The organism is Klebsiella sp. CD33, assembly GCF_051992865.1.
Classification (GTDB): Bacteria; Pseudomonadota; Gammaproteobacteria; order Enterobacterales; family Enterobacteriaceae; genus Klebsiella; species Klebsiella pneumoniae.
The window spans coordinates 5,144,052-5,166,649 of record NZ_CP197023.1 but is presented as its reverse complement, the minus strand read 5'-3'; the positions used below and the strand labels follow the sequence as shown (position 1 = coordinate 5,166,649).

Here is a 22,598-nt window from a genome sequence, read left to right as displayed (position 1 = left end):
AATGGCTGCGCAACCGGCTCATGACCCGCGGTGCGGTGGGGCCGGGACGGCGTACCCGTCGGCGGCACCATCGGAAGGAGTGAGCATGTCTGAGCAGATAATCGACTGGGATCTGGCCCTGATCCAGAAATATAACTATTCCGGGCCGCGCTATACCTCGTATCCCACCGCGCTGGAGTTTTCACCGCAATTTGGCGCGGCGGAATTCGATGCCGCTGTGGCCCGTTACCCACAGCGTCCCCTGTCGCTGTACGTGCATATCCCGTTTTGCCATAAGCTGTGTTATTTCTGCGGCTGCAATAAAATAGTCACCCGCCAGCAGCATAAGGCCGATCAATATCTCGATGTCCTTGAACAGGAGATCATCCACCGCGCGCCGCTGTTTGCCACTCGCCAGGTGAAGCAACTGCACTGGGGGGGCGGCACGCCAACTTATCTCAATAAGGCGCAAATCAGTCGCCTGATGGATCTGTTGCGCAGCCATTTCCATTTCAGCGCGGAAGCCGAGATCTCCATTGAGGTCGATCCGCGTGAAATCGAGCTGGATGTCCTCGATCATTTACGCGCTGAGGGTTTCAACCGCCTGAGTATGGGTGTACAGGACTTCAATAAAGAGGTTCAGCGTCTGGTTAACCGTGAGCAGGACGAAGCGTTCATCTTTGATTTGCTCAACCATGCGCGGGAGATTGGTTTTACCTCGACCAATATCGACCTCATTTATGGCCTGCCGAAGCAAACGCCGGAGAGCTTCGCCTATACCCTGCAAAAGGTCGCCGAGCTCAATCCTGACCGCCTGAGCGTGTTTAACTATGCGCATCTGCCCACGCTCTTTGCCGCTCAGCGGAAGATTAAAGATGCCGATCTGCCCTCCGCTGAGCAGAAGCTGGAGATCCTGCAGGAAACCATCGGCTCGCTGACGACGGCAGGCTATCAGTTTATCGGCATGGACCATTTCGCCCGTCCCGATGATGAATTAGCGGTCGCGCAACGTCACGGCGTACTGCATCGTAATTTCCAGGGCTACACCACTCAGGGCGATACCGATCTGCTGGGGATGGGCGTTTCGGCGATCAGCATGATTGGCGACAGCTACGCCCAGAACCAAAAAGAGCTCAAGCAGTACTACCAGCAGGTAGCAGAGCAAGGGAACGCCCTGTGGCGCGGGATCGCGTTAACTCGCGATGACTGTCTGCGTCGCGACGTGATTAAAGCGTTGATCTGTAACTTCCAGCTGGATATCGCGGCGGTCGAGGCGCAGTGGGACGTGGATTTTGCGTCTTATTTCGCCGAGGATCTGAAGCTGCTGGCGCCGCTGGCGCATGACGGGCTGGTGGCTGTGGATGATAAGGTCATTCAGGTGACGGCGAAAGGCCGCCTGCTGATCCGCAACATCTGTATGTGCTTTGATGCCTACCTACGACAAAAGGCCCGGATGCAGCAGTTCTCACGGGTTATTTAATGTTTTCCCCCTCTCCCGCAGGAGAGGGGGAACAATTAGCTGAACAGCCCGACCAGCGCAGCGCACAGCACGGCAGCGACTGCCGTTTGTGGCGTGTGACTCGCAGCGGCACCGCTCGATATCATACTCACCAGTGATTCAAACATGATGCTCTCCCCTAATGCCGGGGACGATCATACTCAACTCATCGGAACAGTAAAGTACAAAATAGCAGCACTTTGCGCCGATCGGCTATTTTTCATCATGCTGTTGAACCCTACTCCATACCCAACTCTTTTAGCTTACGCGTCAGGGTATTACGTCCCCATCCCAGCAGGCGCGCAGCCTCCTGTTTGTGCCCCTGAGTATGGCGCAGGGCGGTCGTTAGCAGCGTGCGCTCCATTTCGGGTTGCGCTTCTGAGAGCAGGTTTTGATGACCGGATCGCAACGCCCGATCGGCCCACTGACCCAGCAGCGTCGCCCAGCTGTCAGGCTGCATCTGCGTTGGGCTATCAGGAATCGTGGTCTCAAACAGTTCGCTCGGCAGATCCTGCGTCAGCACCTCCTGGCCGGCGGCCATGACGGTGAGCCAGCGACAGGTGTTTTCCAGCTGACGGACGTTGCCTGGCCACGCCAGGCGGGTCAGCGCTGTCTCCGTTTCCGGATGCAGCTGTTTGGCTTCAACGCCGAGCTCGCGGGCGGCTATCTGCAGAAAATGGCGGGCCAGGCGTGGAATATCTTCCCGGCGCTCGCGCAGCGGCGGTAAATGCACCCGGATGACGTTCAGGCGGTGGAACAAATCTTCACGAAATTTCCCCTCCTGCACGCGCTGTTCCAGGTTCTGGTGGGTAGCGGCGATGATCCGCACATCGACCTTGACCGGCGCGTAACCGCCCACGCGATAAAACTGACCATCCGCCAGCACGCGCAGCAGACGAGTCTGGACATCAAGCGGCATATCGCCAATTTCATCCAGGAACAGCGTACCGCCGTCAGCCTGTTCAAAGCGACCCTGACGGACGGTATTGGCGCCGGTAAAGGCTCCTTTTTCATGGCCGAACAGCTCGGACTCAATCAGGTCCTTGGGGATCGCCGCCATATTCAGCGCGATAAACGGCGCTTTTGAGCGTGGACTATGGCGATGCAGGGCATGTGCGACAAGCTCTTTACCGGTACCGGATTCGCCATTGATCAGCACGCTGATGGATGAGCGCGACAGGCGGCCAATAATGCGAAAGACATCCTGCATAGCTGGCGCTTCGCCGATGATGTCGGCAGTTGGGCTACTTATCGGCGCATTTCGCGGCTGCTGCTGCTCTTGATAGTGGCTTATCGCCCGGTCGACGAGGGCGACGGCTTCATCGATATCAAAAGGTTTAGGCAAATAATCAAACGCGCCCTGCTGATAAGCGCTGACCGCGGCGTCCAGATCGGAATGCGCGGTCATTATGATGACCGGAAGCATTGGATGGCGCTGCTTAATCTGTTTGAGCAGCGCCAGACCATCCATTCCCGGCATACGGATATCTGACAGCAGTACATCCGGGGTTTTGGTGGTGAGGGCATCTAGCACCTCATTGCCGCTTTCGAACGTTGTGCAGCTCAAGCCGGCTCCGGTGAGCGCGCGTTCAAGCACCCAGCGGATGGAGCTATCGTCATCAACGATCCAGGCTATCCCTCGTTGCATAAACACCTCTACTTCCGAATAGGCAGGTATACCGAAAATTCGGTATGACCCGGCCAGCTGGTGAATTCAATTTTGCCGGAGTGCTGATCGATAAGGCTACGGGCGATAGATAAGCCCAGGCCGGTACCGCCTTCACGGCCGCTGACCATCGGATAGAACAGCGTATCCTGGAGATGGGGCGGAATACCCGGGCCATTATCTTCAACGTCGATGCGGGCGGCGAGGCGATAACGCACCCCGTGCAGCGTCAGCTGGAAAGCGGTGCGGGTGCGAAGAATAATTTCGCCCCCTTCCGGCCCCAGAGCCTGCAGCGCATTACGGACGATGTTCAGCAACACCTGTTCAATTTGATCCGGGTCGTGGGGTAGCTCTGGTAGGCTGGGGTCGTAATCGCGGATCAACTTCACGTTGTCCGGCAACTCCATGGAAACCAGTTTAACTACCCGTTCGGCGACTTTGTGGATGCTTTCGGTAACGTGCATGCCCGGATGCTGTGGTCCGAGCAGGCGGTCGACCAGATTTCTTAGCCGGTCGGCCTGCTCAATGATCACTTTGGTATATTCCGTTAGCGCCGGGTCGGGCAGCGCTTTGCTGAGCAGCTGGGCCGCGCCGCGCAGGCCGCCTAACGGGTTTTTTATCTCATGCGCCAGGCCGCGGACGAGGTCGCGAGCGGCGACCTGCTGCGCATGCTGCAGCTGCTCCTGGCTCAGGCGGCGCTGATTATCCATCGGCGCCATTTCCAGTAGAATAAAGCCTTCCGGCAGCCGCTGGGCGGTCAACGACAGGATGTGCGAACGGCCATCGATAACCAGCGTCACTTCGTTATCGGTAAACCCCTGGCCCGCCTGCAGGCTCTCCTGCATCAGCCCGATATTCAACGAAAAATAGCTCAACAGCTCAGGTAATGGGGTGCCAAACAGTTTGCGCGAGCTCTGCGCCAGCAGCTGCTGCGCCGCAGGGTTGGCAAAGTGCACCGCCAGGTCATCATCGACCAGTAAAATACTGTTGATAAGGGAGTTAAGGATCTGCCCAGCATCGGGCAGTGTGCCTGTTGCCATTCGACAGTCTCCTGAAAATGAGTGCACCAATTTAGTGCAGTATAGCTTTTTATCGGTAAAAAGCTCGCGAGATCAGCGTGTTGGTGGAGAAAAAAGCCCATCCTGAGATGGGCTGAAAGTTTCCACGGCAACAAAATATCCCGGGCATCTCGCGCCACAACACGACATACCCTGGATTTACAACAAAATTAGACGCTGTAGTACAGTTCGAACTCAACCGGATGCGGAGTCATGCGTACGCGGTCGTTCTCTTCCATACGCAGGGCGATGTAGGCATCGATAGCGTCATTGGTGAACACGCCGCCAGCGGTCAGGAACTCGCGGTCAGCATCCAGGGCCTGCAGGGCTTCTTCCAGAGAACCGGCAACCTGCGGGATCTCTTTCGCTTCTTCCGGCGGCAGGTCATACAGGTTTTTATCCATTGCTTCGCCCGGATGGATTTTGTTCTTGATACCATCAAGGCCAGCCATCAGCAGCGCCGCAAAGCACAGGTACGGGTTGGCAGCCGGGTCCGGGAAGCGCACTTCGATACGACGCGCTTTCGGAGAGGTCACCACCGGAATACGGATAGAGGCAGAGCGGTTACGGGCAGAGTAAGCCAGCATAACCGGCGCTTCGTAACCCGGGACCAGACGCTTGTAGGAGTTGGTGGTCGGGTTCGCCAGGGCGTTGATGGCTTTAGCGTGTTTGATTACGCCGCCGATGTAGAACAGCGCCTGCTCAGACAGACCTGCGTATTTGTCGCCGGAGAACAGGTTGGTACCGTTTTTCGCCAGAGACATATGGCAGTGCATGCCGGAGCCGTTGTCGCCGAACATCGGTTTCGGCATAAAGGTCGCGGTTTTACCAAAGCGGTGAGCGACGTTGTGAACAACGTATTTGTAAATCTGAATTTCATCCGCTTTTTTGGTCATGGTATTGAAGCGGGTTGCCACTTCGTTCTGACCTGCGGTTGCTACTTCATGGTGATGGGCTTCAACAACCAGACCCATCTCTTCCATGATCATACACATGGTGGAACGGATGTCCTGAGAAGAGTCTACTGGCGGAACCGGGAAGTAACCCCCTTTCACGCCCGGACGGTGACCTTTGTTACCGCCTTCGTATTTGGTGGAGGAGTTCCACGCACCTTCAATGTCATCGATCGCGACATGGGAGCCGGAGATAGAGGCGCCAAAACGGATGTCGTCGAACAGGAAGAATTCTGGTTCTGGCCCGAACAGGACGGTATCAGCGATGCCGGTGGCGCGCAGGTACTCTTCAGCGCGTTTCGCGATGGAGCGCGGGTCACGGTCATAGCCCTGCAGGGTGCCTGGCTCGAGGATATCGCAGCGGATGATCAGGGTCGGTTCTTCGTAGAACGGGTCAATGACCGCGGTGGACGCGTCCGGCATCAGGACCATGTCAGATTCGTTGATACCTTTCCAGCCACCAATCGAGGAGCCATCAAACATTTTGCCTTCTTCGAAGAATTCGGCATTTACCTGATGAGACGGAATCGTGACGTGCTGTTCTTTACCTTTGGTATCGGTGAAGCGCAGATCGACAAACTTCACTTCGTGCTCGTTCAGCATCGTCAAAACGTGTTCAGCGGACATACTTAAACTCTCCCGGATTGGTCATTGTCGTCGTGGTAACGAAAACTTCATACTGCTTAAAAGTGGCGTTGTTGCCTTAAAAAATATAAAGCGAAATCTGTGCCAACTTTTAAATGCCCTATAAAACGCTGTATCATGCGCACCATAGTGCAAAAGGACTGCACCATGATGGAGATAATGCACCAAAATAGTGCTTCAGTGTGAACATTGAGCACCATTTTGGTGCAATTTTTGTTACGGTGCCCTTTTATCGCTCCGTGAAAGCGGTCACAAAGAAACTCTGCAATACTTGTTTGCGGAGGATGTTTGTGATCCTGTTCAGTCCTTCGCTTAATACGTGTACAATAACGCGCTATTTCTAATGCCTGAGGCAAAGTTGTGATCGAAAATCTGCGTAATATCGCCATCATCGCGCACGTTGACCATGGTAAAACTACCCTGGTTGACAAGCTGCTACAGCAATCCGGTACGTTCGACGCACGTACTGAAGCACAAGAACGTGTGATGGACTCCAACGATTTGGAGAAAGAGCGTGGGATTACCATCCTCGCGAAAAACACCGCAATCAAATGGAATGATTACCGTATCAACATCGTTGATACCCCAGGGCACGCCGACTTCGGAGGTGAAGTTGAGCGTGTTATGTCCATGGTTGACTCTGTGCTGCTGGTGGTAGATGCCTTTGATGGCCCGATGCCGCAAACGCGCTTCGTGACCAAAAAAGCTTTTGCCCACGGTCTGAAGCCGATCGTGGTCATCAACAAAGTTGACCGCCCGGGCGCGCGTCCGGACTGGGTTGTCGATCAGGTGTTCGACCTGTTCGTTAACCTCGATGCGACCGACGAACAGCTGGACTTCCCGATCGTTTACGCGTCCGCGCTGAACGGTATCGCGGGTCTGGATCACGAAGACATGGCTGACGACATGACCCCGCTGTACCAGGCGATTGTCGATCGCGTGCCGGCGCCGGACGTTGATCTTGACGGTCCGCTGCAGATGCAGATCTCCCAGCTGGACTACAACAACTACGTTGGTGTTATCGGCATCGGCCGCATCAAGCGCGGTAAAGTGAAGCCGAACCAGCAGGTCACTATTATCGATAGCGAAGGCAAAACCCGTAACGGTAAAGTCGGTAAGGTACTGACTCACCTGGGTCTGGAGCGAATTGAGAGCGACGTAGCTGAAGCTGGCGACATCATCGCGATCACCGGTCTGGGCGAGCTGAACATCTCCGACACCATCTGCGACCCGCAGAATGTCGAAGCGCTGCCGGCCCTGTCCGTTGATGAGCCGACCGTTTCCATGTTCTTCAACGTCAACACCTCTCCGTTCTGCGGTAAAGAAGGTAAGTTCGTTACCTCTCGCCAGATCCTGGACCGTCTGAATAAAGAGCTGGTGCACAACGTGGCGCTGCGCGTTGAAGAAACCGAAGACGCTGATGCGTTCCGCGTTTCCGGCCGTGGTGAACTGCACCTGTCCGTTCTGATTGAAAACATGCGTCGTGAAGGTTTCGAGATGGCGGTTTCCCGTCCGAAAGTTATCTTCCGCGAAATCGACGGCCGTAAGCAAGAGCCGTTCGAGAACGTGACGCTGGACGTCGAAGAGCAGCATCAGGGTTCTGTCATGCAGGCGCTGGGCGAGCGTAAAGGCGACCTGAAAAACATGAATCCGGACGGTAAAGGCCGCGTACGTCTCGACTACGTGATCCCAAGCCGCGGTCTGATCGGCTTCCGTTCAGAGTTCATGACCATGACCTCCGGTACCGGTCTGCTGTACTCCACCTTCAGCCACTACGACGACGTTCGTCCGGGCGAAGTGGGCCAGCGTAACAACGGCGTACTGATCTCCAACGGTCAGGGTAAAGCGGTAGCGTTCGCGCTGTTCGGTCTGCAGGATCGCGGTAAGCTATTCCTCGGCCACGGCGCTGAAGTTTACGAAGGCCAGATTATCGGTATTCACAGCCGTTCCAACGACCTGACGGTAAACTGCCTGACCGGTAAGAAACTGACCAACATGCGTGCGTCTGGTACTGACGAAGCCACGGTTCTGGTTCCGCCGGTTAAGATGACCCTGGAGCAGGCTCTGGAGTTCATCGATGACGACGAACTGGTAGAAGTTACTCCGACCTCTATCCGTATCCGTAAACGTCACCTGACCGAGAACGACCGTAAACGCGCGATGCGCGGTGCAAAAGAAGAGTAATTTTTTCTTCTTGTTGTTCGCTAAACCCCGCCTCACCGGCGGGGTTTCTTTTTTTCATTCCTGCATCACACGCCAATAGTCAAATCCAGCCTTTCCCGCTAAAGTTAATTTTCCACGGCGCGGAAGGAGACAAAAATGCTCTATATCTTTGATTTAGGTAATGTGATTGTCGACATTGACTTCAACCGGGTATTGGGAGCCTGGAGCGATTTAACCCGCATCCCGCTGGCGACGCTGAAGCAGCATTTCACCATGGGTGAGGCTTTCCATCAGCATGAGCGCGGCGAGCTCAGCGATGAAGACTTTGCCGCCGCCATGTGCCATGAAATGAATATGCCCCTCAGCTATGAACAGTTTGCTCACGGCTGGCAGGCGGTGTTTGTCGCGCTGCGCCCGGAGGTGATTACCATCATGCATAAACTTCGTGCCCAGGGGCATCGGGTGGTGGTGCTCTCCAATACCAATCGTCTGCACACCACGTTCTGGCCCGATGAATACCCGGAAGTGCGCGCGGCCGCCGATCGCATTTATTTGTCGCAGGAGATGGGATTGCGTAAGCCTGAAGCGCAAATTTATCTGCGAGTACTGGAAGAAGAGGGGTTTTCCGCCGCAGATACGGTCTTTTTTGATGATAACGTCGATAATATAGCAGGGGCCAACCGGTTGGGGATCACCAGTATCCTGGTGACTGGTAAGGAGACCATCCCTGACTATTTCGCGAAACAGCTATGCTAAAAACCGTTCATCAAAAATTACTCCACCATACCCGGCCGCTGCTGGCGTGGCTAAAGCTGCTGTGGCGGCGCATTGATGAAGACCATATGACCACCCTGGCGGGGAACCTCGCCTATGTGTCATTACTGTCCCTGGTGCCGCTGATTGCCGTCGTGTTCGCGCTGTTTGCGGCCTTTCCTATGTTCTCCGAAGTCAGCGTGCAGATCCGTCATTTTATCTTCGCCAATTTTATTCCGGCGACCGGGGATGTAATCCAGGGATATATCGAGCAGTTCGTGGCCAACTCCAGCCGCATGACCGCCGTAGGCGCCTTTGGCCTGATCGTCACCTCGCTGCTGCTGATGTACTCGATCGACAGCGCGCTAAACACCATCTGGCGCAGCACGCGCAGCCGCCCCAAAGTTTATTCCTTTGCCGTTTACTGGATGATCCTGACCCTCGGCCCGCTGCTGGCGGGCGCCAGCCTGGCGATCAGTTCCTATCTGCTGTCGCTGCGCTGGGCAAGCGACCTGGACGGCGTAATTGATAATCTGCTCCGCCTATTTCCGCTGATCCTCTCCTGGGCAGCGTTCTGGCTGCTCTATAGTATTGTACCGACTACCCAGGTACGTAACCGCGACGCGGTGATCGGGGCGCTGGTGGCGGCGCTGCTGTTTGAGGCAGGTAAAAAGGCGTTTGCCCTCTATATCACCACCTTTCCGTCCTATCAGCTAATTTATGGGGTGATTTCGGTGGTGCCGATTTTGTTCGTCTGGGTGTACTGGACCTGGTGTATCGTCTTGCTTGGCGCTGAAATTACTGTCACTCTCGGTGAATACCGCAAACTTGAAACAGAAGAAACAGAACAACCATGATTGCATTAATTCAACGCGTATCCCGTGCAAGCGTTACCGTGGCGGACGAGGTGACGGGCGAAATTGGCCCAGGGCTTCTGGTGCTGCTGGGCGTCGAGAAAGACGATGATGAACAAAAGGCGAATCGCCTTTGTGAACGCGTGCTGGGCTACCGCATCTTCAGCGATGCGGAAGGGAAAATGAACCTGAATGTCCAGCAGGCGGGCGGCAGCGTGCTGGTGGTTTCGCAATTTACGCTGGCGGCCGATACCGAGCGGGGGATGCGACCGAGCTTCTCGAAAGGCGCTGCCCCTGACCGCGCTGAGGCGCTGTATGAGTATTTCGTCGCCCGCTGTCGCCAGCAGGAAATGCACACCCAGACCGGAAGATTCGCTGCGGATATGCAGGTTTCTTTGGTCAATGATGGTCCCGTGACCTTTTGGTTGCAGGTATGACCCAGCTTCCGGGCAGGCTGCGGGTAACAAAAGAGAGTACGACTATGTATCACCTTCGTGTACCGCAAACAGCAGAAGAGTTAGAGAGCTACTACCAGTTCCGCTGGGAGATGCTGCGTAAGCCGCTGCATCAGCCTAAGGGATCGGAACGTGACGCCTGGGATGCGATGGCGCATCATCAGATGGTAGTGGATGAAGAGGGCAACCTGGTTGCCGTCGGCCGGCTATATATCAATGCGGAGAATGAAGCCTCCATCCGCTTTATGGCTGTGCATCCCTCGGTGCAGGATAAAGGGCTGGGTACGCTGATGGCGATGACCCTGGAGTCCGTCGCGCGTCAGGAAGGGGTTAAGCGGGTTACCTGCAGCGCGCGCGAAGATGCGGTGGAATTTTTCGCCAAGCTCGGATTTGTCAATCAGGGTGAGATCACCACCCCGACCACCACGCCGATCCGTCATTTTCTGATGATCAAACCGGTCGCGTCGCTGGACGATATTTTGCACCGCGGCGACTGGTGCGCACAGCTCCAGCAGGCGTGGTATCAGCATATTCCGCTGAGTGAAAAAATGGGCGTACGTATTCAGCAGTACACCGGGCAGAAATTTATTACCACCATGCCGGAGGCGGGGAACCAGAATCCGCACCATACGCTGTTCGCCGGCAGCCTGTTTTCGCTCGCTACCTTAACCGGATGGGGGCTTATCTGGCTGATGCTGCGCGAGCGGCACCTGGGAGGCACCATTATTCTGGCGGATGCGCATATCCGCTACAGCCAGCCTATTAGCGGCCGCCCCAGCGCCATCGCCGACCTCGGTTCTCTGAGCGGCGATCTCGACCGACTGGCGCGCGGGCGTAAAGCCCGCGTGCAAATGCAGGTGGAGCTTTTTGGCGACGATAAACAGGGCGCCGTTTTCGAGGGGATCTACATCGTGCTGCCGGCGAAGCCCTTTGGCTCGTACGAAGAGGGCGGCAACGAGGAAGAGTAAGCGCCTGCGGCAGTTATCGTCCTGGCGATGCCACACGCCAGGCGATATCCCGCATGGCATCACGCGCGGCGTTGCTGATGCCTCCCAGCTGAAAGAAGCCGTGGATCACCCCCAGATAGCGCTGACAGGAACTCTCCACCCCTTGCTCCGTCAGCCTTCGGTACAGCACTTCGCCCTCATCACGTAAAGGATCGAACTCCGCCGTCAGGATGTGGACCGGTGGCAGACCGTGAAAATCTTCGCGCCACAGCGGACTGGCATCCGGATGGGTAGCGGGTGTGGCCGCTAAATACATTTCGTAGCCGCTAAGCAGCGTGTCCCGGGTAATGATGTAATCCTCGCCGTTGCTGGCGTAGCTTGCCATGCTGGCGGTAGCGTCGAGCATCGGGTAAATCAGGATAAGCTGTGCAGGCTGCCATGTTCCCGCCGCTTTCAGGCGCAGGGCCGTGACCAGAGCGAGGTGCCCGCCGGCACTGTCGCCAGCCAGGGTGATACGTGATGAGTCAACGCCAAGCTGCTCCGCGTGCCGGTGGATAATCATGACACCTTGTTCTGCGTCATCGTGCGCCGCCGGAAAGGTATGCTCCGGCGCCAGGCGGTACTGTACAGCGATCACCCGGCAACCGCTGAACATGGCTAACTGACGGAGTTGGTTATCGTGGGTGGTAAAGCCGCCGCTGACAAAACAGCCGCCGTGGTAGTAGATAAGCGTGGGTAGCAGGCCGTCGGCAGTGGGCGGTGAAACGACGCGGAAGTGCATACCCTCCAGGGTGATATCCTCCACCCGCACTCGCGTTTCCGTCTCCCCGGCGAGTACCGCACTGGCGATATAGCCGGCCCTCCGATCATCAATATGCTGATCGCGTGATGACGGACGACCTGCCGCAATAAATGCCTCAACCAGCGAAGCAATCCCTTTTTCCAGCGCCATATGAAGTTCCTTATACTGTTTTAATATCCAGTGTTATAGCCTGGATTATGGCGAAAAGACAGGCCTGTTGAGGTCGCCTGTGCATTATGGAAAGCGGCTCGCAAAAAAGAGTTTACCTGACAAAATCCTGTTTGTTTCCGATTCCAAAAGCTCTAGATTGCTCATAACTTCATCACTGGTGATATACTTGAGGTATATATGAGCATGATGGCTGAAAGGGATATGGGCAGAATTCTTCTCGATTTATCAGACGATGTCATTCAACGTCTCGATGACCTCAAAGTGCAGCGTAACATTCCGCGAGCGGAACTGTTACGTGAAGCGGTTGAACAATATCTGGAGAAACAAGATCGAGCTAAAGATACCATCTCCAGTGCGCTGGGTCTGTGGCAAGACTGCGAAGAAGACGGCATGGAATATCAACGTCAGCTACGCAAGGAGTGGTAATGACCTCCGGATCTGCGCTTTTTGATACCAATATTCTTATTGATTTATTTAGCGGGCGTCGCGAAGCCAAACAGGCGCTGGAGGCCTGGCCACCGCAGAATGCGATCAGTCTGATTACCTGGATGGAGGTGATGGTTGGCGCTAAAAAATATCACCAGGAGCAGCGCACGCGAATGGCGCTGAGCACCTTTAATATCATTAACATCTCACAGGATATTGCAGAGCGAAGCGTTGCGCTGCGGCAGGAGTATAAGCTTAAGCTGCCGGATGCCATCATTCTGGCGACGGCGCAACTCCATCGTCTGGAACTAATTACGCGGAATACGAAGGATTTTGCCGGTATTCCTGGCGTAGTCACGCCGTACGAAATCCACCCTGAATAATTCGAGTGGCAGGAGGACGACAAGTGAGCGACAGACTCGTCTGAAACGAATATCTCCAGCCAAAGGTTGGCCTCTGATAACGGTCAGTGACGCGTGTGAATAATCCCTGCGCACGTTCGTGTCACAAGAAGGAAAACGGGCGACAAGAGCCGCCCGAAATCATACTGCAGAACTTACTCCCCTTCGCCGGGGAACATGAACGGGTTAATTGAGCTTCTGGCGAAGCCCTCCTGTTCCATGCGGGCGTCGAGCACCAGGGAGGCCAAATCGTCGGCGACGGCTTCGACTTTCGGATCCTTTTCCTGATACATAATCTTCAGGTAGGTTCCGCAGTCGCCGCAGCTTTCGGCTTTCACCGCCGCCTGCTCGTTGTCCAGCGACCAGTAGTGCAGGTCGCGGCTCTGCTCGCAGTTGCTGCACTTGACGCGTACTACGTGCCACTCAGTTTCGCACAGGTTGCAGTGCAGATAGCGCAGCCCCTGAGTGGTGCCGATTTGCACGATGCTGGAGACCGGCATCGAGCCGCACACCGGGCAGAACTGGCGCTGTTCGCCGTATTCGGCGCGCGCTTTTCCTGGGATCAGACTGGCCATCTGCGCCCAGTAGAGCGACAGCGCAGCCCAGATGAACGGCGCTTTGTCGCTACTGACGGAGGCGAAATCGGAAACAAACAGCGCGCTGGCCATCTGCTCCAGCTCCTGCTCAGAGGCTTTTTCCAGATTCTCAATGACCGCCAGCGCCGGGCCGCTCATCTCCGGCTTCAGCTCGGCAATCAGCGAGTGCAACAGCTTGTGCCAGTGCTTGTCGCGCGGTAGGACGTGGATATCCAGCGGCGGCTTGCCCTGTTCGCTGGCCGCTTTAATGCGGGCGGTGAGATCCATCTGCAGCGGATGGTCGTACAGCACTACTTCCTGGGCATGGGCAATCAGCGCGGCAAAGCGCAGGTAATCGCCTAGCGGGTTATTAGCGGCCAGCTCGCGCAAGCGTTCAGCGCGGCGGTTATACAGATTTTTCAGCCTGGGGAACAGTAACGGCGGAATTGCTTCCGCCGTGCGTTTCTCGCTCGAACCCAGCTCGTCTTGCGGGATTATGCGAATACTCATTCAGATGACTTTTCCTGTTTCTGGCGGACCTCTCGGTACCAGCGCGGGTGATGTTTCTTCGCCCACGTTTTGGTAACCCAGCCTTCCACCATCGCGGTAATGGTGCCTTTCACCCAGAGGGCGGCGTAGATATGCACCATGATAACCACAATTAACGCCACTGCGGCAAATGAATGCAGCATCAGCGCAAATCGGATCACCGGGATTGAGAAAGCCGGCGCAAAATACGGACGCCAGATGATCACACCGCTCACCAGCAGCAGTACCAGGAAGATAATCGCCGCCCAGAATACGCATTTCTGGCCGAAGTTATAGCGCCCGGTATCGCCCACCTCCTCGTTGACGACGATCTTACGAATATTCTTCGCCCAAAAGATATCATCCCGATTGATTAGGTTGTGATGCCAGTAACGGAAAAACATGATGATAAACGACGCGAACATCACCACCCCGACGAACGGGTGGAGAATTCGCGCCAGCTGCGGCGTGCCGAGGATATGCATCAGCCAGTTAAAGGACGGGAAGAAAAAGCCTAACCCGCTCACCGCCGCCAGGACGAAGCAGAAGGCGGTGACCCAGTGGTTGATGCGTTCCGGCGCCGTGTAGCGCACGATGGTGTCACGTCTTTTCATTTGCGCACCTCGTCTTTCTCTTCATGCAGATTGTCCTCTTCCTCTTCCGCGCGGTTCGGACCGACGCCGACGTAGTGGAAGATACTGGCTGCGAAGGTCGCGGCGAAGCCGACGGCCGCCAGCGGTTTCCAGATGCCTTTCCAGAACTTGACGGTCTGGCTGATCTCCGGGTTTTCCGGCAGGCCGTGGTACAGATTCGGCTTGTCGGCATGGTGCAGCACGTACATGACGTGGGTGCCACCGACGCCGGCCGGATCGTACAGGCCCGCATTGTCATAACCGCGGGTTTTCAGCTCAGCCACGCGTTCGCCGGCCAGCGTTTTCATATCCTCTTTGGAGCCAAAGTGGATTGCGCCGGTCGGACAGGTTTTCACGCAGGCAGGCTCCTGGCCGACGGTCACGCGGTCTACGCACAGGGTACATTTGTAGACGCGGTTGTCTTCCGGGTTCAGACGCGGTACATCGAACGGACAGCCGGCGATACAGTAGCCGCAGCCGATGCACTGCTCGGACTGGAAGTCGACAATGCCGTTGGCGTACTGAATGATCGCGCCTTCTGACGGGCAGGCCTTCAGGCAGCCCGGGTCCGCGCAGTGCATGCAGCCATCCTTGCGGATGAGCCATTCCAGCTTGTCGTTTTGTTCCACCTCCGAGAAGCGCATGACCGTCCATGACTTGGCGGTCAGGTCCGCCGGGTTGTCATACACCCCGACATTGTGACCGACTTCATCACGAATATCGTTCCATTCGGAGCAGGCCACCTGACAGGCTTTACAGCCGATACAGGTGGTGACGTCGATAAGCTTCGCCACCTCCTGCTGGTGGTCCCGCGCCTGAGGCGCGGGGGTGAAACCGTTAGTCGCGGAACGACGAATAATATCTTGCGATTGGTAAGCCATAAGTCGTCTCCGTTACACCTTTTCCACGTTCACAAGGAAAGCTTTGAACTCCGGCGTCTGCGTATTCGCATCACCGACGAACGGCGTCAGGGTATTGGCAATAAAGCCTTTTTTCGCCACGCCCTCATAGCCCCAGTGAATAGGAATGCCGATGGTATCGATATCCTTACCGTCAACTTTCAGCGTGCGAATACGTTTGGTCACCACCGCCTTGGCTTTGATATAGCCGCGGTTGGAGGAAACTTTCACGGTATCGCCGTGGCCGATGCCGAGCTTATTCGCCAGTTTTTCCCCGATCTCCACGAACTGTTCCGGCTGGGCGATGGCGTTAAGCAGCGCATGCTTGGTCCAGTAGTGGAAGTGCTCGGTCAGACGGTAAGTGGTGCCGACGTACGGGAACTTCTCGGCCTTACCCATCTGCTCGAGATCGCCTTTGAAGACGCGAGCGGCCGGGTTAGAGACCACGTTCGGGTGCAGCGGGTTGGTTCCGAGCGGCGTTTCAAACGGCTCGTAGTGTTCCGGGAACGGTCCTTCCGCCATCTTGTCGATAGCGAACAGACGGCCCATCCCTTCCGGCTGCATGATAAACGGACCGACGTCGCTGCCAGGCGCGGCGGCGCTGTAGTCCGGAATATCCACGCCGCCCCATTTGGCGCCGTCCCATTTCAGCAACTGACGCTTCGGATCCCACGGTTTACCCTGCGGATCCGCGGAGGCGCGGTTATACAGGATGCGGCGGTTGAGCGGCCAGGCCCAGGCCCAGCCCAGGGTATTGCCGAGACCGGATGGATCGGCGTTATCGCGGCGCGCCATCTGGTTACCTTCCGGCGTCCAGCTCCCGGCGAAGATCCAGCAGCCGCTGGAGGTGGTGCCATCATCTCGCAGCTGCGCAAAGGAGCTCAGCTGTTGGCCTTTCTTGACGATCACCGCGCCGGTTGCCGGGTCGGTGATATCCGCCAGCGCTTTACCGTTGCTTTCCATCGCCACTTCTTCCGATGCCGGCTCGTGTGGCGTGGAGTAGTTCCACGTCATGTTGAGCACCGGCTCCGGCGCCGGGCCACCCTCTTCGGCATACATCTTACGCAGGCGAGTGAAGATACCGGCGAGAATTTCACCATCGGTGACGGCGATCCCCGGGGCGTCCGCGCCTTTCCAGTGCCACTGCAGCCAGCGGCCGGAGTTGACGATAGACCCATTCTCTTCGGCGAAGCAGGTGGAGGGCAGACGGAACACTTCGGTCTGGATTTTCGCCGGATCGACATCGTTCGACTCACCATGGTTTTGCCAGAAGGTGGACGTTTCGGTATTGAGCGGGTCGATAGTCACGAGGAACTTCAGCTTCGACAGGGAAGCGACGACCTTGTTTTTGTTCGGGAACGAGGCGACCGGGTTAAAGCCCTGGCAAATATAGCCATTCACTTTGCCCTGATTCATCATCTCGAAGTACTGCAGAACGTCGTAGCTCTTATCCCACTTCGGCAGCCAGTCATAGCCCCAGCTGTTTTCCGCGGTGGCTTTGTCGCCGAAGAAGGCTTTCATCATGGAGACGAAGAACTTCGGATAGTTGCCCCAGTAGTTGACCTGGTCTTTCAGCAGCGGCTTCGGCGTGTTAGCCGTCAGGTAGGTCTGCAGGTCGGCCTGTTTTTCGTTCGGCAGCGACATGTAGCCTGGCAGGCTGGTGGAGAGCAGGCCGAGGTCGGTCAGGCCCTGGATATTGGAGTGGCCGCGCAGGGCGTTGACGCCGCCGCCCGCCATCCCCATGTTGCCGAGCAGCAGCTGGATCATCGCCATGGTGCGGATATTCTGCGCACCGATGGAGTGCTGGGTCCAGCCGAGAGCGTACAGGAACGATGCGGTCTTATCCGGCGCGCTGGTTTCAGCAATGTATTCACAGACTTTGAGGAAGTCAGCCTTCGGCGTACCGCAGATGTTTTCGACCACATCCGGGGTATAACGGGAAACATGCTGCTTCAGCAGGTTCCAGACGCAGCGCGGATGTTGCAGCGTAGTATCGCGTTTGGCGAAGCCGTTTTCGTCCAGCTCATAGTTCCAGCTGGTTTTGTCGTACTGGCGTTTTTCTGCGTTATAGCCGCTGAACAGCCCGTCGTCGAAGCTATAGTCCTCACGCACGATCAGGCTGGCGTTGGTGTAGGCTTCGGTGTATTCGCGGTTGAATTTTTCGTTATTCAGCAGATACAGGATCACGCCCGACAGGAAGGTAATGTCGGTACCGGAACGAATCGGGGTATAGAAATCAGCCACCGACGCCGTACGCGTAAAGCGCGGATCGATAACGATGAGCTTGGCGCCGTTATGAATTTTGGCTTCCATCGCCCAGCGGAACCCCACCGGATGCGCTTCTGCGGCGTTACCGCCCATCACTACGACCAGGTTGGCGTTTTTAATATCAACCCAGTGGTTGGTCATCGCACCGCGACCAAATGTTGGAGCAAGACTTGCTACCGTTGGTCCGTGTCAGACACGCGCCTGGTTATCCACCGCCAGCATCCCGAGGGCGCGGGTGAATTTTTGCGTTAAATAGCCGGTTTCGTTACTGGAGGCGGAGGCGCAGAGCATCCCGGTAGTCAACCAGCGGTTGACGGTGGTGCCGGCGTCGTTTTGCGCGATAAAGTTGGCGTCGCGGTCCTCTTTCATCAGCTTGGCGATGCGATCGAACGCTTCGTCCCAACTGATTTGCTGCCATTTATCGGAGCCTGGCGCGCGATATTCCGGGAATTTCAGGCGGCTTTCAGAATGGATAAAGTCCACCAGACCAGCCCCTTTCGGACAGAGCGCACCACGGTTGACCGGATGATCCGGATCGCCTTCGATATGGAAAATGGATGCTTTGGCGTTTTTCGCGCCGTCGCCGAGGCTATACATCAACAGCCCACAGCCGACAGAACAGTATGTGCAGGTGTTACGGGTTTCGCGCGTGCGCAGCAATTTGTACTGCCGTGTCTCCGCGAGCGCAGTTGCCGGGGCAAAGCCCAGCGCTGCTGCCGTGGTTCCCGCCATACCGCCAGCGCAGATCTTAAAGAACTGCCTTCTGCTGACCTGCATGGTTCGCTCCTTGTTTCGACATTGTCACATGTAGTTATTTGCTTTGCGGTGAAGGCCGCAAAGGTTCAGAATTAGGGCAAATTTCCCTCATTCCTGAAGGGATAAAAACAGAATACCACATTGTGTGTATGCCTGTTCCAATACGGTTAAAGCAAAGTGAACAAGAAGCCTCTCGAACAAATCAAAAATGTGACGAATGTCACAGGATATCGCCAGGTCTCCCTCTGGAAACGCGAGGATCTGCAACACCCTCAGCCAGATGAGTTAGCGGAAGAGGTGCCCGTCGCGCTGGTCTACAACGGTATCTCCCACGTGGTGATGATGGCCTCCCCGAAAGATCTGGAGCAATTCGCCGTCGGCTTCTCCTTATCCGAAGGGATTATCGAGCACCGGCGGGAGATTTTCGGCATGGACGTGGTAGCGGTGTGCAACGGCCTTGAGGTGCAGATTGAGCTCTCCAGCCGGCGTTTTATGGGCCTCAAAGCCCGGCGTCGCGCGCTGGCCGGGCGCACCGGCTGCGGCGTATGCGGCGTCGAGCAGCTCAATGATATTGGTAAGCCGGTCCAGCCGCTGCCGTTCACTCAGTCGTTCGATTTAGCCAATCTCGATCAGGCCCTGGCGCATCTTAACGACTTTCAACCGGTTGGCCGGCTCACCGGCTGTACTCACGCGGCCGCGTGGGTCCGGTTGACGGGCGAACTGGCGGGCGGGTTTGAAGACGTTGGCCGGCATGTCGCCCTGGATAAATTGCTGGGCCGGCGGGCGGAAGTCGGCGAGGGGTGGCAGCATGGCGCCGCGCTGGTCTCCAGCCGCGCCAGTTATGAAATGGTGCAGAAGGCGGCGATGTGCGGCGTCGAGATCCTGTTCGCGGTCTCGGCGGCCACCACCTTAGCAGTGGAAGTTGCCGAGCGCTGCAATCTGACGCTGGTGGGCTTTTGCAAGCCGGGCAGGGCGACAGTTTACACCCATCCGCAGCGTTTAATTGCGGGTTAAATATTGGTCAATAAATTTGAACAATGACAGCAAATCCTTCCGCTTTTTGTTTAGCGATGTGCGGGATACTATTTAACACATCAAGGCACAGCGCCTTATCTAAACAACTAAATGAAAGGGTTTATATCATGAAAAGCATCAAAACTTTTGTCGCAGTAATCGCTATGGCCGCCTCTTTCGCTTCCTTCGCTGCTGAAACCGTGACCGCAACCGCCTCCACAATGGACGGCGCGGAAGCGAAAATCGCCGCACAGGCGCAGGCTGCCGGCGCTTCGTCTTACAAAATCACCGAAGCGTTTACCGGCAACCGCGTGCATATGACTGCCGAACTGAACAAATAAGCGTATAGCAACTGTCGAAAGAGCGCCTCAGGGCGCTTTTTTAGTTTATACCCGCCAGGCGCAGCAGCGCGGTCACCACGGCGGCGGCGATAATCACGCCGATCAGCGGGACCTTGCGCCAGGCGAGGAACACAGCGAAAGCAACGCCCAGAACGTGCGCCATACCGGCGAAATGTGCGCCCTCATAGAAAGTGGTGGCCAGGGCGACGGAAAAAAGCAGCACCGTCGCCGCATCGGAAAGCAGCGCCTGCGAGCGCTCGGAAAATGCCAGCCGATTGCCGAGCTTCGCGCCGCCGAGGCGCATCAGATAGGTTCCCAGCGACAGGATGGCGATACCGGCGATAAACAGCGTCATATTGCCCATTATTTTTTCCTCGGCAGTAAACCGAACAGCGAAAGCAGCACCGGCAGCCCGGTGGGCACAAACGGTACGGCGGCAAGCGCCAGCGCGGCGCCGCTGGCGGCGCGGATCAGCGTAGTGCGGTTTTTAAAGGCCGGGATCACCAGCGCCAGCAGGATCGCCGGGAAGACCGCATCAAGCCCGATGGTTTCCGGCGCTGGCAGCAGTTTGCCGACGGCCGCGCCGGTTAGCGTACCGAGGGGCCAGATCAGCGCGACGCCAGCGCCGCACAGCCAGTAGGCCGCTTTGCGCTGCGCGGGGGTGGGCTGCGACAAGCCAAAGACCACGCTCTCGTCGTTCATAATGTGGCATCCGATAAAGCTTAAGGCGCGCCGACCAACCAGTTCACGTACGGTCACCCCGAACGGGATATGACGCGCATTGACTAACAGGCCGGCGGCGGCGGCGGCCAGCGGACTACCGCCGCTGGCGACAATGCCGATAAACATGAATTCAGAAGCGCCTGCCAGCACGGACACCGAAAGCAAGAGCGGCACCCATAAAGGGAAGCCGTAAGCCACCGCCAGCGACCCATAGGACATGCCCACCACCCCGACGGCAAGGCAGACCAAAACAATCGCTTTTATCGTGTCTCCGCTGAGACTGGAGAGAGTTTGTTTCATATCACTTAGCCATATCGAACGAATTTTCATTATAATGAACACACAATGATCGTTTTTCAAGGCGAACGAATTGTTCGATATAAAAAACAAGGGGCGGGTATGACACAGCCAATCAGTGTTATCGCCAAAAGTCTGGTGCGGGAGCGGGCGCGGACCGGGCTTTCGCTGGCGGAAGTCGCGCGTCGGGCGGGTATCGCAAAATCCACGCTATCGCAACTGGAGTCCGGCAACGGCAACCCGAGTCTGGAAACGCTGTGGTCGCTCTGCGTAGCGCTGGATATTCCATTTGCCAGGCTGCTTGAGCCGCAGGTGAACAAAACGCAGGTGATCCGCCGCGGCGAGGGGACCAAAGTGGTGGCAGAGCAGGCGAACTATCAGGCCATTTTGCTGGCCGCCTGTCCGCCCGGCGCGCGTCGGGACATCTATTTGCTGCTCACCCAGCCCGGCGCCGACCGCATTTCGCATCCGCATCCGCCAGGCTCGGTGGAACATATTATCGTCACCCAGGGGCGGGCGCGGGTGGGGCTAACGTCGGCGCCGGAAGAGCTCGGCGAGGGCGACTATATCTGCTACCCGGCGGATCAGGAGCATGTTTTTCAGGCGCTGGAGCCGGATACGCAGGCCCTGCTGATCGCTGAGCAAAACTGACATCGCGTCGGCGGGGGACGCGCGCTCGCTGGACGTCATAGCCATATTGCGGGAAACTAGCTTTCCTATGCGAAAACAGGGATTTTTATGTCGCTGAAAGCCATTGCCAAACAACTTGGGATCTCCGTCACGACCGTCAGCCGGGCGTTGAACGGCTACGACGATGTGTCGCAGGAGACCCGCGCCCGGGTTGAGGCTGAAGCGCAGCGCCGGGGCTATCGCCCCAACACTTTCGCCCGCCGTCTGAAAATGGGCACCATCGATGCCGTTGGTCTCGTCTTCCCTGTCCGCCCCGCGCCGCTCAACAATAACGTTTTTCTCGAGATGGTCGAGGAGATCAGCCATGAGCTGGCGCGCCATGACATTGATTTGTTGCTGATCGCCGATGATGAGCAGGCGGATAAACATGGCTATATGCGCATGGTGCAGGGCCGTCGCGTCGATGCATTAATCGTGGCCCATACTCTGGATGACGATCCGCGGCTGGCGCAGCTGCAGGCCTCCGGCTTTCCGTTTCTGGCGCTCGGCCGTAGCCGCCTGGCGCAGCCCTACGCCTGGTTTGATTTCGATAACTATGCCGGCACCTGCCGCGCCACCCGCCATCTGATTCACCAGGGCCACCAGCGTATCGCTCTGCTGGGCGAGAACAACAATCAGGCGTTTATTTTGCAAAGGCGTAACGGCTACCTCGATGCCCTGCGCGAGGCGGGGTTATCCGATGCATGGCTGCGTAGCGTGCCGGCGACGCGCCGCGGCGGCTATCAGGCCACGCTGGAGCTGCTGCGTCTGCCTGAGCCGCCTACCGCGATTATCACCGACTGCAACACCCATGGCGATGGCGCCGCGATGGCGCTCGCCCACCTGGGGCGTTTAACCGGCGACAACCGCGTCGCCCTGGTGGTGTACGACGGGCTGCCGCAGGACAGCATCATTGAGACCGATGTCGCCGCGGTGATCCAGTCCACGCGCCAGGGCGTGGGAAGGCAGATTGCTGATATGGTGCGTCGCTTAATCGCCGGGGAGGATCTCGCCACGCTGCAGGTGCTATGGCAGCCGGAATTTTTCCCGGGTGAAACCGCCTGATCTTACCCCTTTTTAACCCGTAATTCTGAAGCCGATCACGGATCCGAAACGTTTTGGTTG

General features: G+C 56.9%; 23 protein-coding genes. 12 read left to right on the top strand and 11 right to left on the bottom strand.

Annotated elements, in window-relative coordinates:
- Positions 1-85 precede the first annotated feature (85 nt).
- Positions 86-1,459 carry an oxygen-independent coproporphyrinogen III oxidase gene (gene hemN, locus ACR809_RS25235; RefSeq protein ID WP_080893930.1) on the top strand — a complete coding sequence of 458 codons (1,374 nt, stop codon included), beginning with the start codon at positions 86-88 and terminating at the stop codon, positions 1,457-1,459.
- Between the two features lie 35 nt (positions 1,460-1,494).
- On the opposite strand, the gene ACR809_RS25230 is transcribed toward hemN, so the two are convergent.
- The 4 genes from ACR809_RS25230 to glnA form a co-directional block, all read right to left on the bottom strand.
- Entirely contained in the window at positions 1,495-1,605 is a 111-nt protein-coding gene (locus tag ACR809_RS25230; RefSeq protein ID WP_004152951.1) for a YshB family small membrane protein, read from the bottom strand.
- Between the two features lie 110 nt (positions 1,606-1,715).
- Positions 1,716-3,125, bottom strand: coding sequence for a nitrogen regulation protein NR(I) (gene glnG / locus ACR809_RS25225; protein WP_002882749.1), 1,410 nt, complete (start codon positions 3,123-3,125; stop codon positions 1,716-1,718).
- Between the two features lie 8 nt (positions 3,126-3,133).
- On the bottom strand, positions 3,134-4,183 hold the full coding sequence (glnL, locus tag ACR809_RS25220) for a nitrogen regulation protein NR(II) (RefSeq protein ID WP_004146229.1): 1,050 nt from the start codon (positions 4,181-4,183) through the stop codon (positions 3,134-3,136).
- Between the two features lie 188 nt (positions 4,184-4,371).
- Complete coding sequence (glnA, locus tag ACR809_RS25215; RefSeq protein ID WP_002882753.1) at positions 4,372-5,781, bottom strand: glutamate--ammonia ligase; 1,410 nt, start codon at positions 5,779-5,781, stop codon at positions 4,372-4,374.
- Between the two features lie 378 nt (positions 5,782-6,159).
- Between glnA and typA the strand changes: the two genes are divergently transcribed.
- The 5 genes from typA (at position 6,160) to fabY (ending at position 10,992) form a co-directional block, all read left to right on the top strand.
- Positions 6,160-7,983, top strand: coding sequence for a ribosome-dependent GTPase TypA (gene typA, locus ACR809_RS25210; RefSeq protein WP_002882755.1), 1,824 nt, complete (start codon positions 6,160-6,162; stop codon positions 7,981-7,983).
- A gap of 135 nt (positions 7,984-8,118) precedes the next feature.
- Positions 8,119-8,718 (top strand): glucose-1-phosphatase, encoded by a 600-nt coding sequence (gene yihX / locus ACR809_RS25205; protein WP_004151865.1) that lies wholly within the window; start codon positions 8,119-8,121, stop codon positions 8,716-8,718.
- Positions 8,712-9,572 carry a virulence factor BrkB family protein gene (locus tag ACR809_RS25200; protein ID WP_002882807.1) on the top strand — a complete coding sequence of 287 codons (861 nt, stop codon included), beginning with the start codon at positions 8,712-8,714 and terminating at the stop codon, positions 9,570-9,572. Before yihX ends, ACR809_RS25200 begins: the two co-directional genes overlap by 7 nt.
- Positions 9,569-10,006 (top strand): D-aminoacyl-tRNA deacylase, encoded by a 438-nt coding sequence (dtd, locus tag ACR809_RS25195; protein ID WP_002882809.1) that lies wholly within the window; start codon positions 9,569-9,571, stop codon positions 10,004-10,006. The genes ACR809_RS25200 and dtd overlap by 4 nt, the downstream gene beginning before the upstream one ends.
- A 44-nt stretch (positions 10,007-10,050) precedes the next feature.
- Positions 10,051-10,992 carry a fatty acid biosynthesis protein FabY gene (gene fabY, locus ACR809_RS25190; protein WP_004178031.1) on the top strand — a complete coding sequence of 314 codons (942 nt, stop codon included), beginning with the start codon at positions 10,051-10,053 and terminating at the stop codon, positions 10,990-10,992.
- A gap of 13 nt (positions 10,993-11,005) precedes the next feature.
- On the opposite strand, the gene ACR809_RS25185 is transcribed toward fabY, so the two are convergent.
- Positions 11,006-11,923: an alpha/beta hydrolase gene (locus ACR809_RS25185; RefSeq protein ID WP_080893931.1), complete on the bottom strand. Its 918-nt coding sequence runs from the start codon at positions 11,921-11,923 to the stop codon at positions 11,006-11,008.
- A gap of 204 nt (positions 11,924-12,127) precedes the next feature.
- Here ACR809_RS25185 and ACR809_RS25180 point away from each other — a divergent pair, with 204 nt between their 5' ends.
- A complete protein-coding gene (locus tag ACR809_RS25180) occupies positions 12,128-12,370 on the top strand; it encodes a CopG family transcriptional regulator (protein WP_004150355.1) in 243 nt (80 codons plus the stop codon).
- Entirely contained in the window at positions 12,370-12,753 is a 384-nt protein-coding gene (locus ACR809_RS25175; protein ID WP_002882817.1) for a type II toxin-antitoxin system VapC family toxin, read from the top strand. The genes ACR809_RS25180 and ACR809_RS25175 overlap by 1 nt, the downstream gene beginning before the upstream one ends.
- Positions 12,754-12,926: 173 nt before the next feature.
- Here the strand turns inward: ACR809_RS25175 and fdhE are convergent, their stop codons facing one another.
- Genes fdhE through fdnG form a run of 4 tightly spaced genes read right to left on the bottom strand, consistent with a single transcriptional unit; the run spans position 12,927 to position 18,450 of the window.
- Positions 12,927-13,856 (bottom strand): formate dehydrogenase accessory protein FdhE, encoded by a 930-nt coding sequence (gene fdhE, locus ACR809_RS25170; RefSeq protein ID WP_004150358.1) that lies wholly within the window; start codon positions 13,854-13,856, stop codon positions 12,927-12,929.
- Positions 13,853-14,488 (bottom strand): formate dehydrogenase cytochrome b556 subunit, encoded by a 636-nt coding sequence (fdoI, locus tag ACR809_RS25165; protein WP_002882818.1) that lies wholly within the window; start codon positions 14,486-14,488, stop codon positions 13,853-13,855. Before fdoI ends, fdhE begins: the two co-directional genes overlap by 4 nt.
- Entirely contained in the window at positions 14,485-15,387 is a 903-nt protein-coding gene (gene fdxH, locus ACR809_RS25160; RefSeq protein ID WP_002882822.1) for a formate dehydrogenase subunit beta, read from the bottom strand. Before fdxH ends, fdoI begins: the two co-directional genes overlap by 4 nt.
- Positions 15,388-15,399: 12 nt before the next feature.
- Positions 15,400-18,450, bottom strand: coding sequence for a formate dehydrogenase-N subunit alpha (gene fdnG, locus ACR809_RS25155; RefSeq protein WP_085921749.1), 3,051 nt, complete (start codon positions 18,448-18,450; stop codon positions 15,400-15,402).
- A gap of 156 nt (positions 18,451-18,606) precedes the next feature.
- Between fdnG and fdhD the strand changes: the two genes are divergently transcribed.
- Together fdhD and ACR809_RS25145 are read left to right on the top strand one after the other, a co-directional pair.
- Positions 18,607-19,443 (top strand): formate dehydrogenase accessory sulfurtransferase FdhD, encoded by an 837-nt coding sequence (gene fdhD / locus ACR809_RS25150; RefSeq protein ID WP_002882828.1) that lies wholly within the window; start codon positions 18,607-18,609, stop codon positions 19,441-19,443.
- A gap of 128 nt (positions 19,444-19,571) precedes the next feature.
- A complete protein-coding gene (locus ACR809_RS25145; RefSeq protein ID WP_002882830.1) occupies positions 19,572-19,784 on the top strand; it encodes a YdgH/BhsA/McbA-like domain containing protein in 213 nt (70 codons plus the stop codon).
- A 40-nt stretch (positions 19,785-19,824) separates the two neighbouring features.
- Here the strand turns inward: ACR809_RS25145 and ACR809_RS25140 are convergent, their stop codons facing one another.
- Positions 19,825-20,148: an AzlD domain-containing protein gene (locus ACR809_RS25140; protein ID WP_122051634.1), complete on the bottom strand. Its 324-nt coding sequence runs from the start codon at positions 20,146-20,148 to the stop codon at positions 19,825-19,827.
- The gene (locus ACR809_RS25135) at positions 20,148-20,807 is read right to left on the bottom strand and encodes an AzlC family ABC transporter permease (RefSeq protein WP_122051633.1); all 660 of its coding nucleotides are present in this window, start codon (positions 20,805-20,807) and stop codon (positions 20,148-20,150) included. The genes ACR809_RS25140 and ACR809_RS25135 overlap by 1 nt, the downstream gene beginning before the upstream one ends.
- Positions 20,808-20,906: 99 nt before the next feature.
- Between ACR809_RS25135 and ACR809_RS25130 the strand changes: the two genes are divergently transcribed.
- Positions 20,907-21,455: a helix-turn-helix domain-containing protein gene (locus tag ACR809_RS25130; RefSeq protein ID WP_002882865.1), complete on the top strand. Its 549-nt coding sequence runs from the start codon at positions 20,907-20,909 to the stop codon at positions 21,453-21,455.
- 87 nt (positions 21,456-21,542) lie between these two features.
- On the top strand, positions 21,543-22,538 hold the full coding sequence (locus ACR809_RS25125) for a substrate-binding domain-containing protein (protein WP_440310705.1): 996 nt from the start codon (positions 21,543-21,545) through the stop codon (positions 22,536-22,538).
- The last annotated feature ends 60 nt before the right edge of the window (positions 22,539-22,598 follow it).

Coding starts and splice junctions, on each gene's coding strand:
- ACR809_RS25135 (WP_122051633.1), bottom strand. CDS start 20,807: ATGAAACAAACTCTCTCCAGTCTCAGCGGAGACACGATAAAAGCGATT.
- glnL (WP_004146229.1), bottom strand. CDS start 4,183: ATGGCAACAGGCACACTGCCCGATGCTGGGCAGATCCTTAACTCCCTT.
- ACR809_RS25130 (WP_002882865.1), top strand. CDS start 20,907: ATGACACAGCCAATCAGTGTTATCGCCAAAAGTCTGGTGCGGGAGCGG.
- ACR809_RS25200 (WP_002882807.1), top strand. CDS start 8,712: ATGCTAAAAACCGTTCATCAAAAATTACTCCACCATACCCGGCCGCTG.
- ACR809_RS25175 (WP_002882817.1), top strand. CDS start 12,370: ATGACCTCCGGATCTGCGCTTTTTGATACCAATATTCTTATTGATTTA.
- fdhE (WP_004150358.1), bottom strand. CDS start 13,856: ATGAGTATTCGCATAATCCCGCAAGACGAGCTGGGTTCGAGCGAGAAA.
- fdxH (WP_002882822.1), bottom strand. CDS start 15,387: ATGGCTTACCAATCGCAAGATATTATTCGTCGTTCCGCGACTAACGGT.
- fabY (WP_004178031.1), top strand. CDS start 10,051: ATGTATCACCTTCGTGTACCGCAAACAGCAGAAGAGTTAGAGAGCTAC.
- ACR809_RS25185 (WP_080893931.1), bottom strand. CDS start 11,923: ATGGCGCTGGAAAAAGGGATTGCTTCGCTGGTTGAGGCATTTATTGCG.
- fdoI (WP_002882818.1), bottom strand. CDS start 14,488: ATGAAAAGACGTGACACCATCGTGCGCTACACGGCGCCGGAACGCATC.
- yihX (WP_004151865.1), top strand. CDS start 8,119: ATGCTCTATATCTTTGATTTAGGTAATGTGATTGTCGACATTGACTTC.
- hemN (WP_080893930.1), top strand. CDS start 86: ATGTCTGAGCAGATAATCGACTGGGATCTGGCCCTGATCCAGAAATAT.
- ACR809_RS25125 (WP_440310705.1), top strand. CDS start 21,543: ATGTCGCTGAAAGCCATTGCCAAACAACTTGGGATCTCCGTCACGACC.
- ACR809_RS25180 (WP_004150355.1), top strand. CDS start 12,128: ATGATGGCTGAAAGGGATATGGGCAGAATTCTTCTCGATTTATCAGAC.
- glnG (WP_002882749.1), bottom strand. CDS start 3,125: ATGCAACGAGGGATAGCCTGGATCGTTGATGACGATAGCTCCATCCGC.
- ACR809_RS25230 (WP_004152951.1), bottom strand. CDS start 1,605: ATGTTTGAATCACTGGTGAGTATGATATCGAGCGGTGCCGCTGCGAGT.
- ACR809_RS25145 (WP_002882830.1), top strand. CDS start 19,572: ATGAAAAGCATCAAAACTTTTGTCGCAGTAATCGCTATGGCCGCCTCT.
- dtd (WP_002882809.1), top strand. CDS start 9,569: ATGATTGCATTAATTCAACGCGTATCCCGTGCAAGCGTTACCGTGGCG.
- ACR809_RS25140 (WP_122051634.1), bottom strand. CDS start 20,148: ATGGGCAATATGACGCTGTTTATCGCCGGTATCGCCATCCTGTCGCTG.
- glnA (WP_002882753.1), bottom strand. CDS start 5,781: ATGTCCGCTGAACACGTTTTGACGATGCTGAACGAGCACGAAGTGAAG.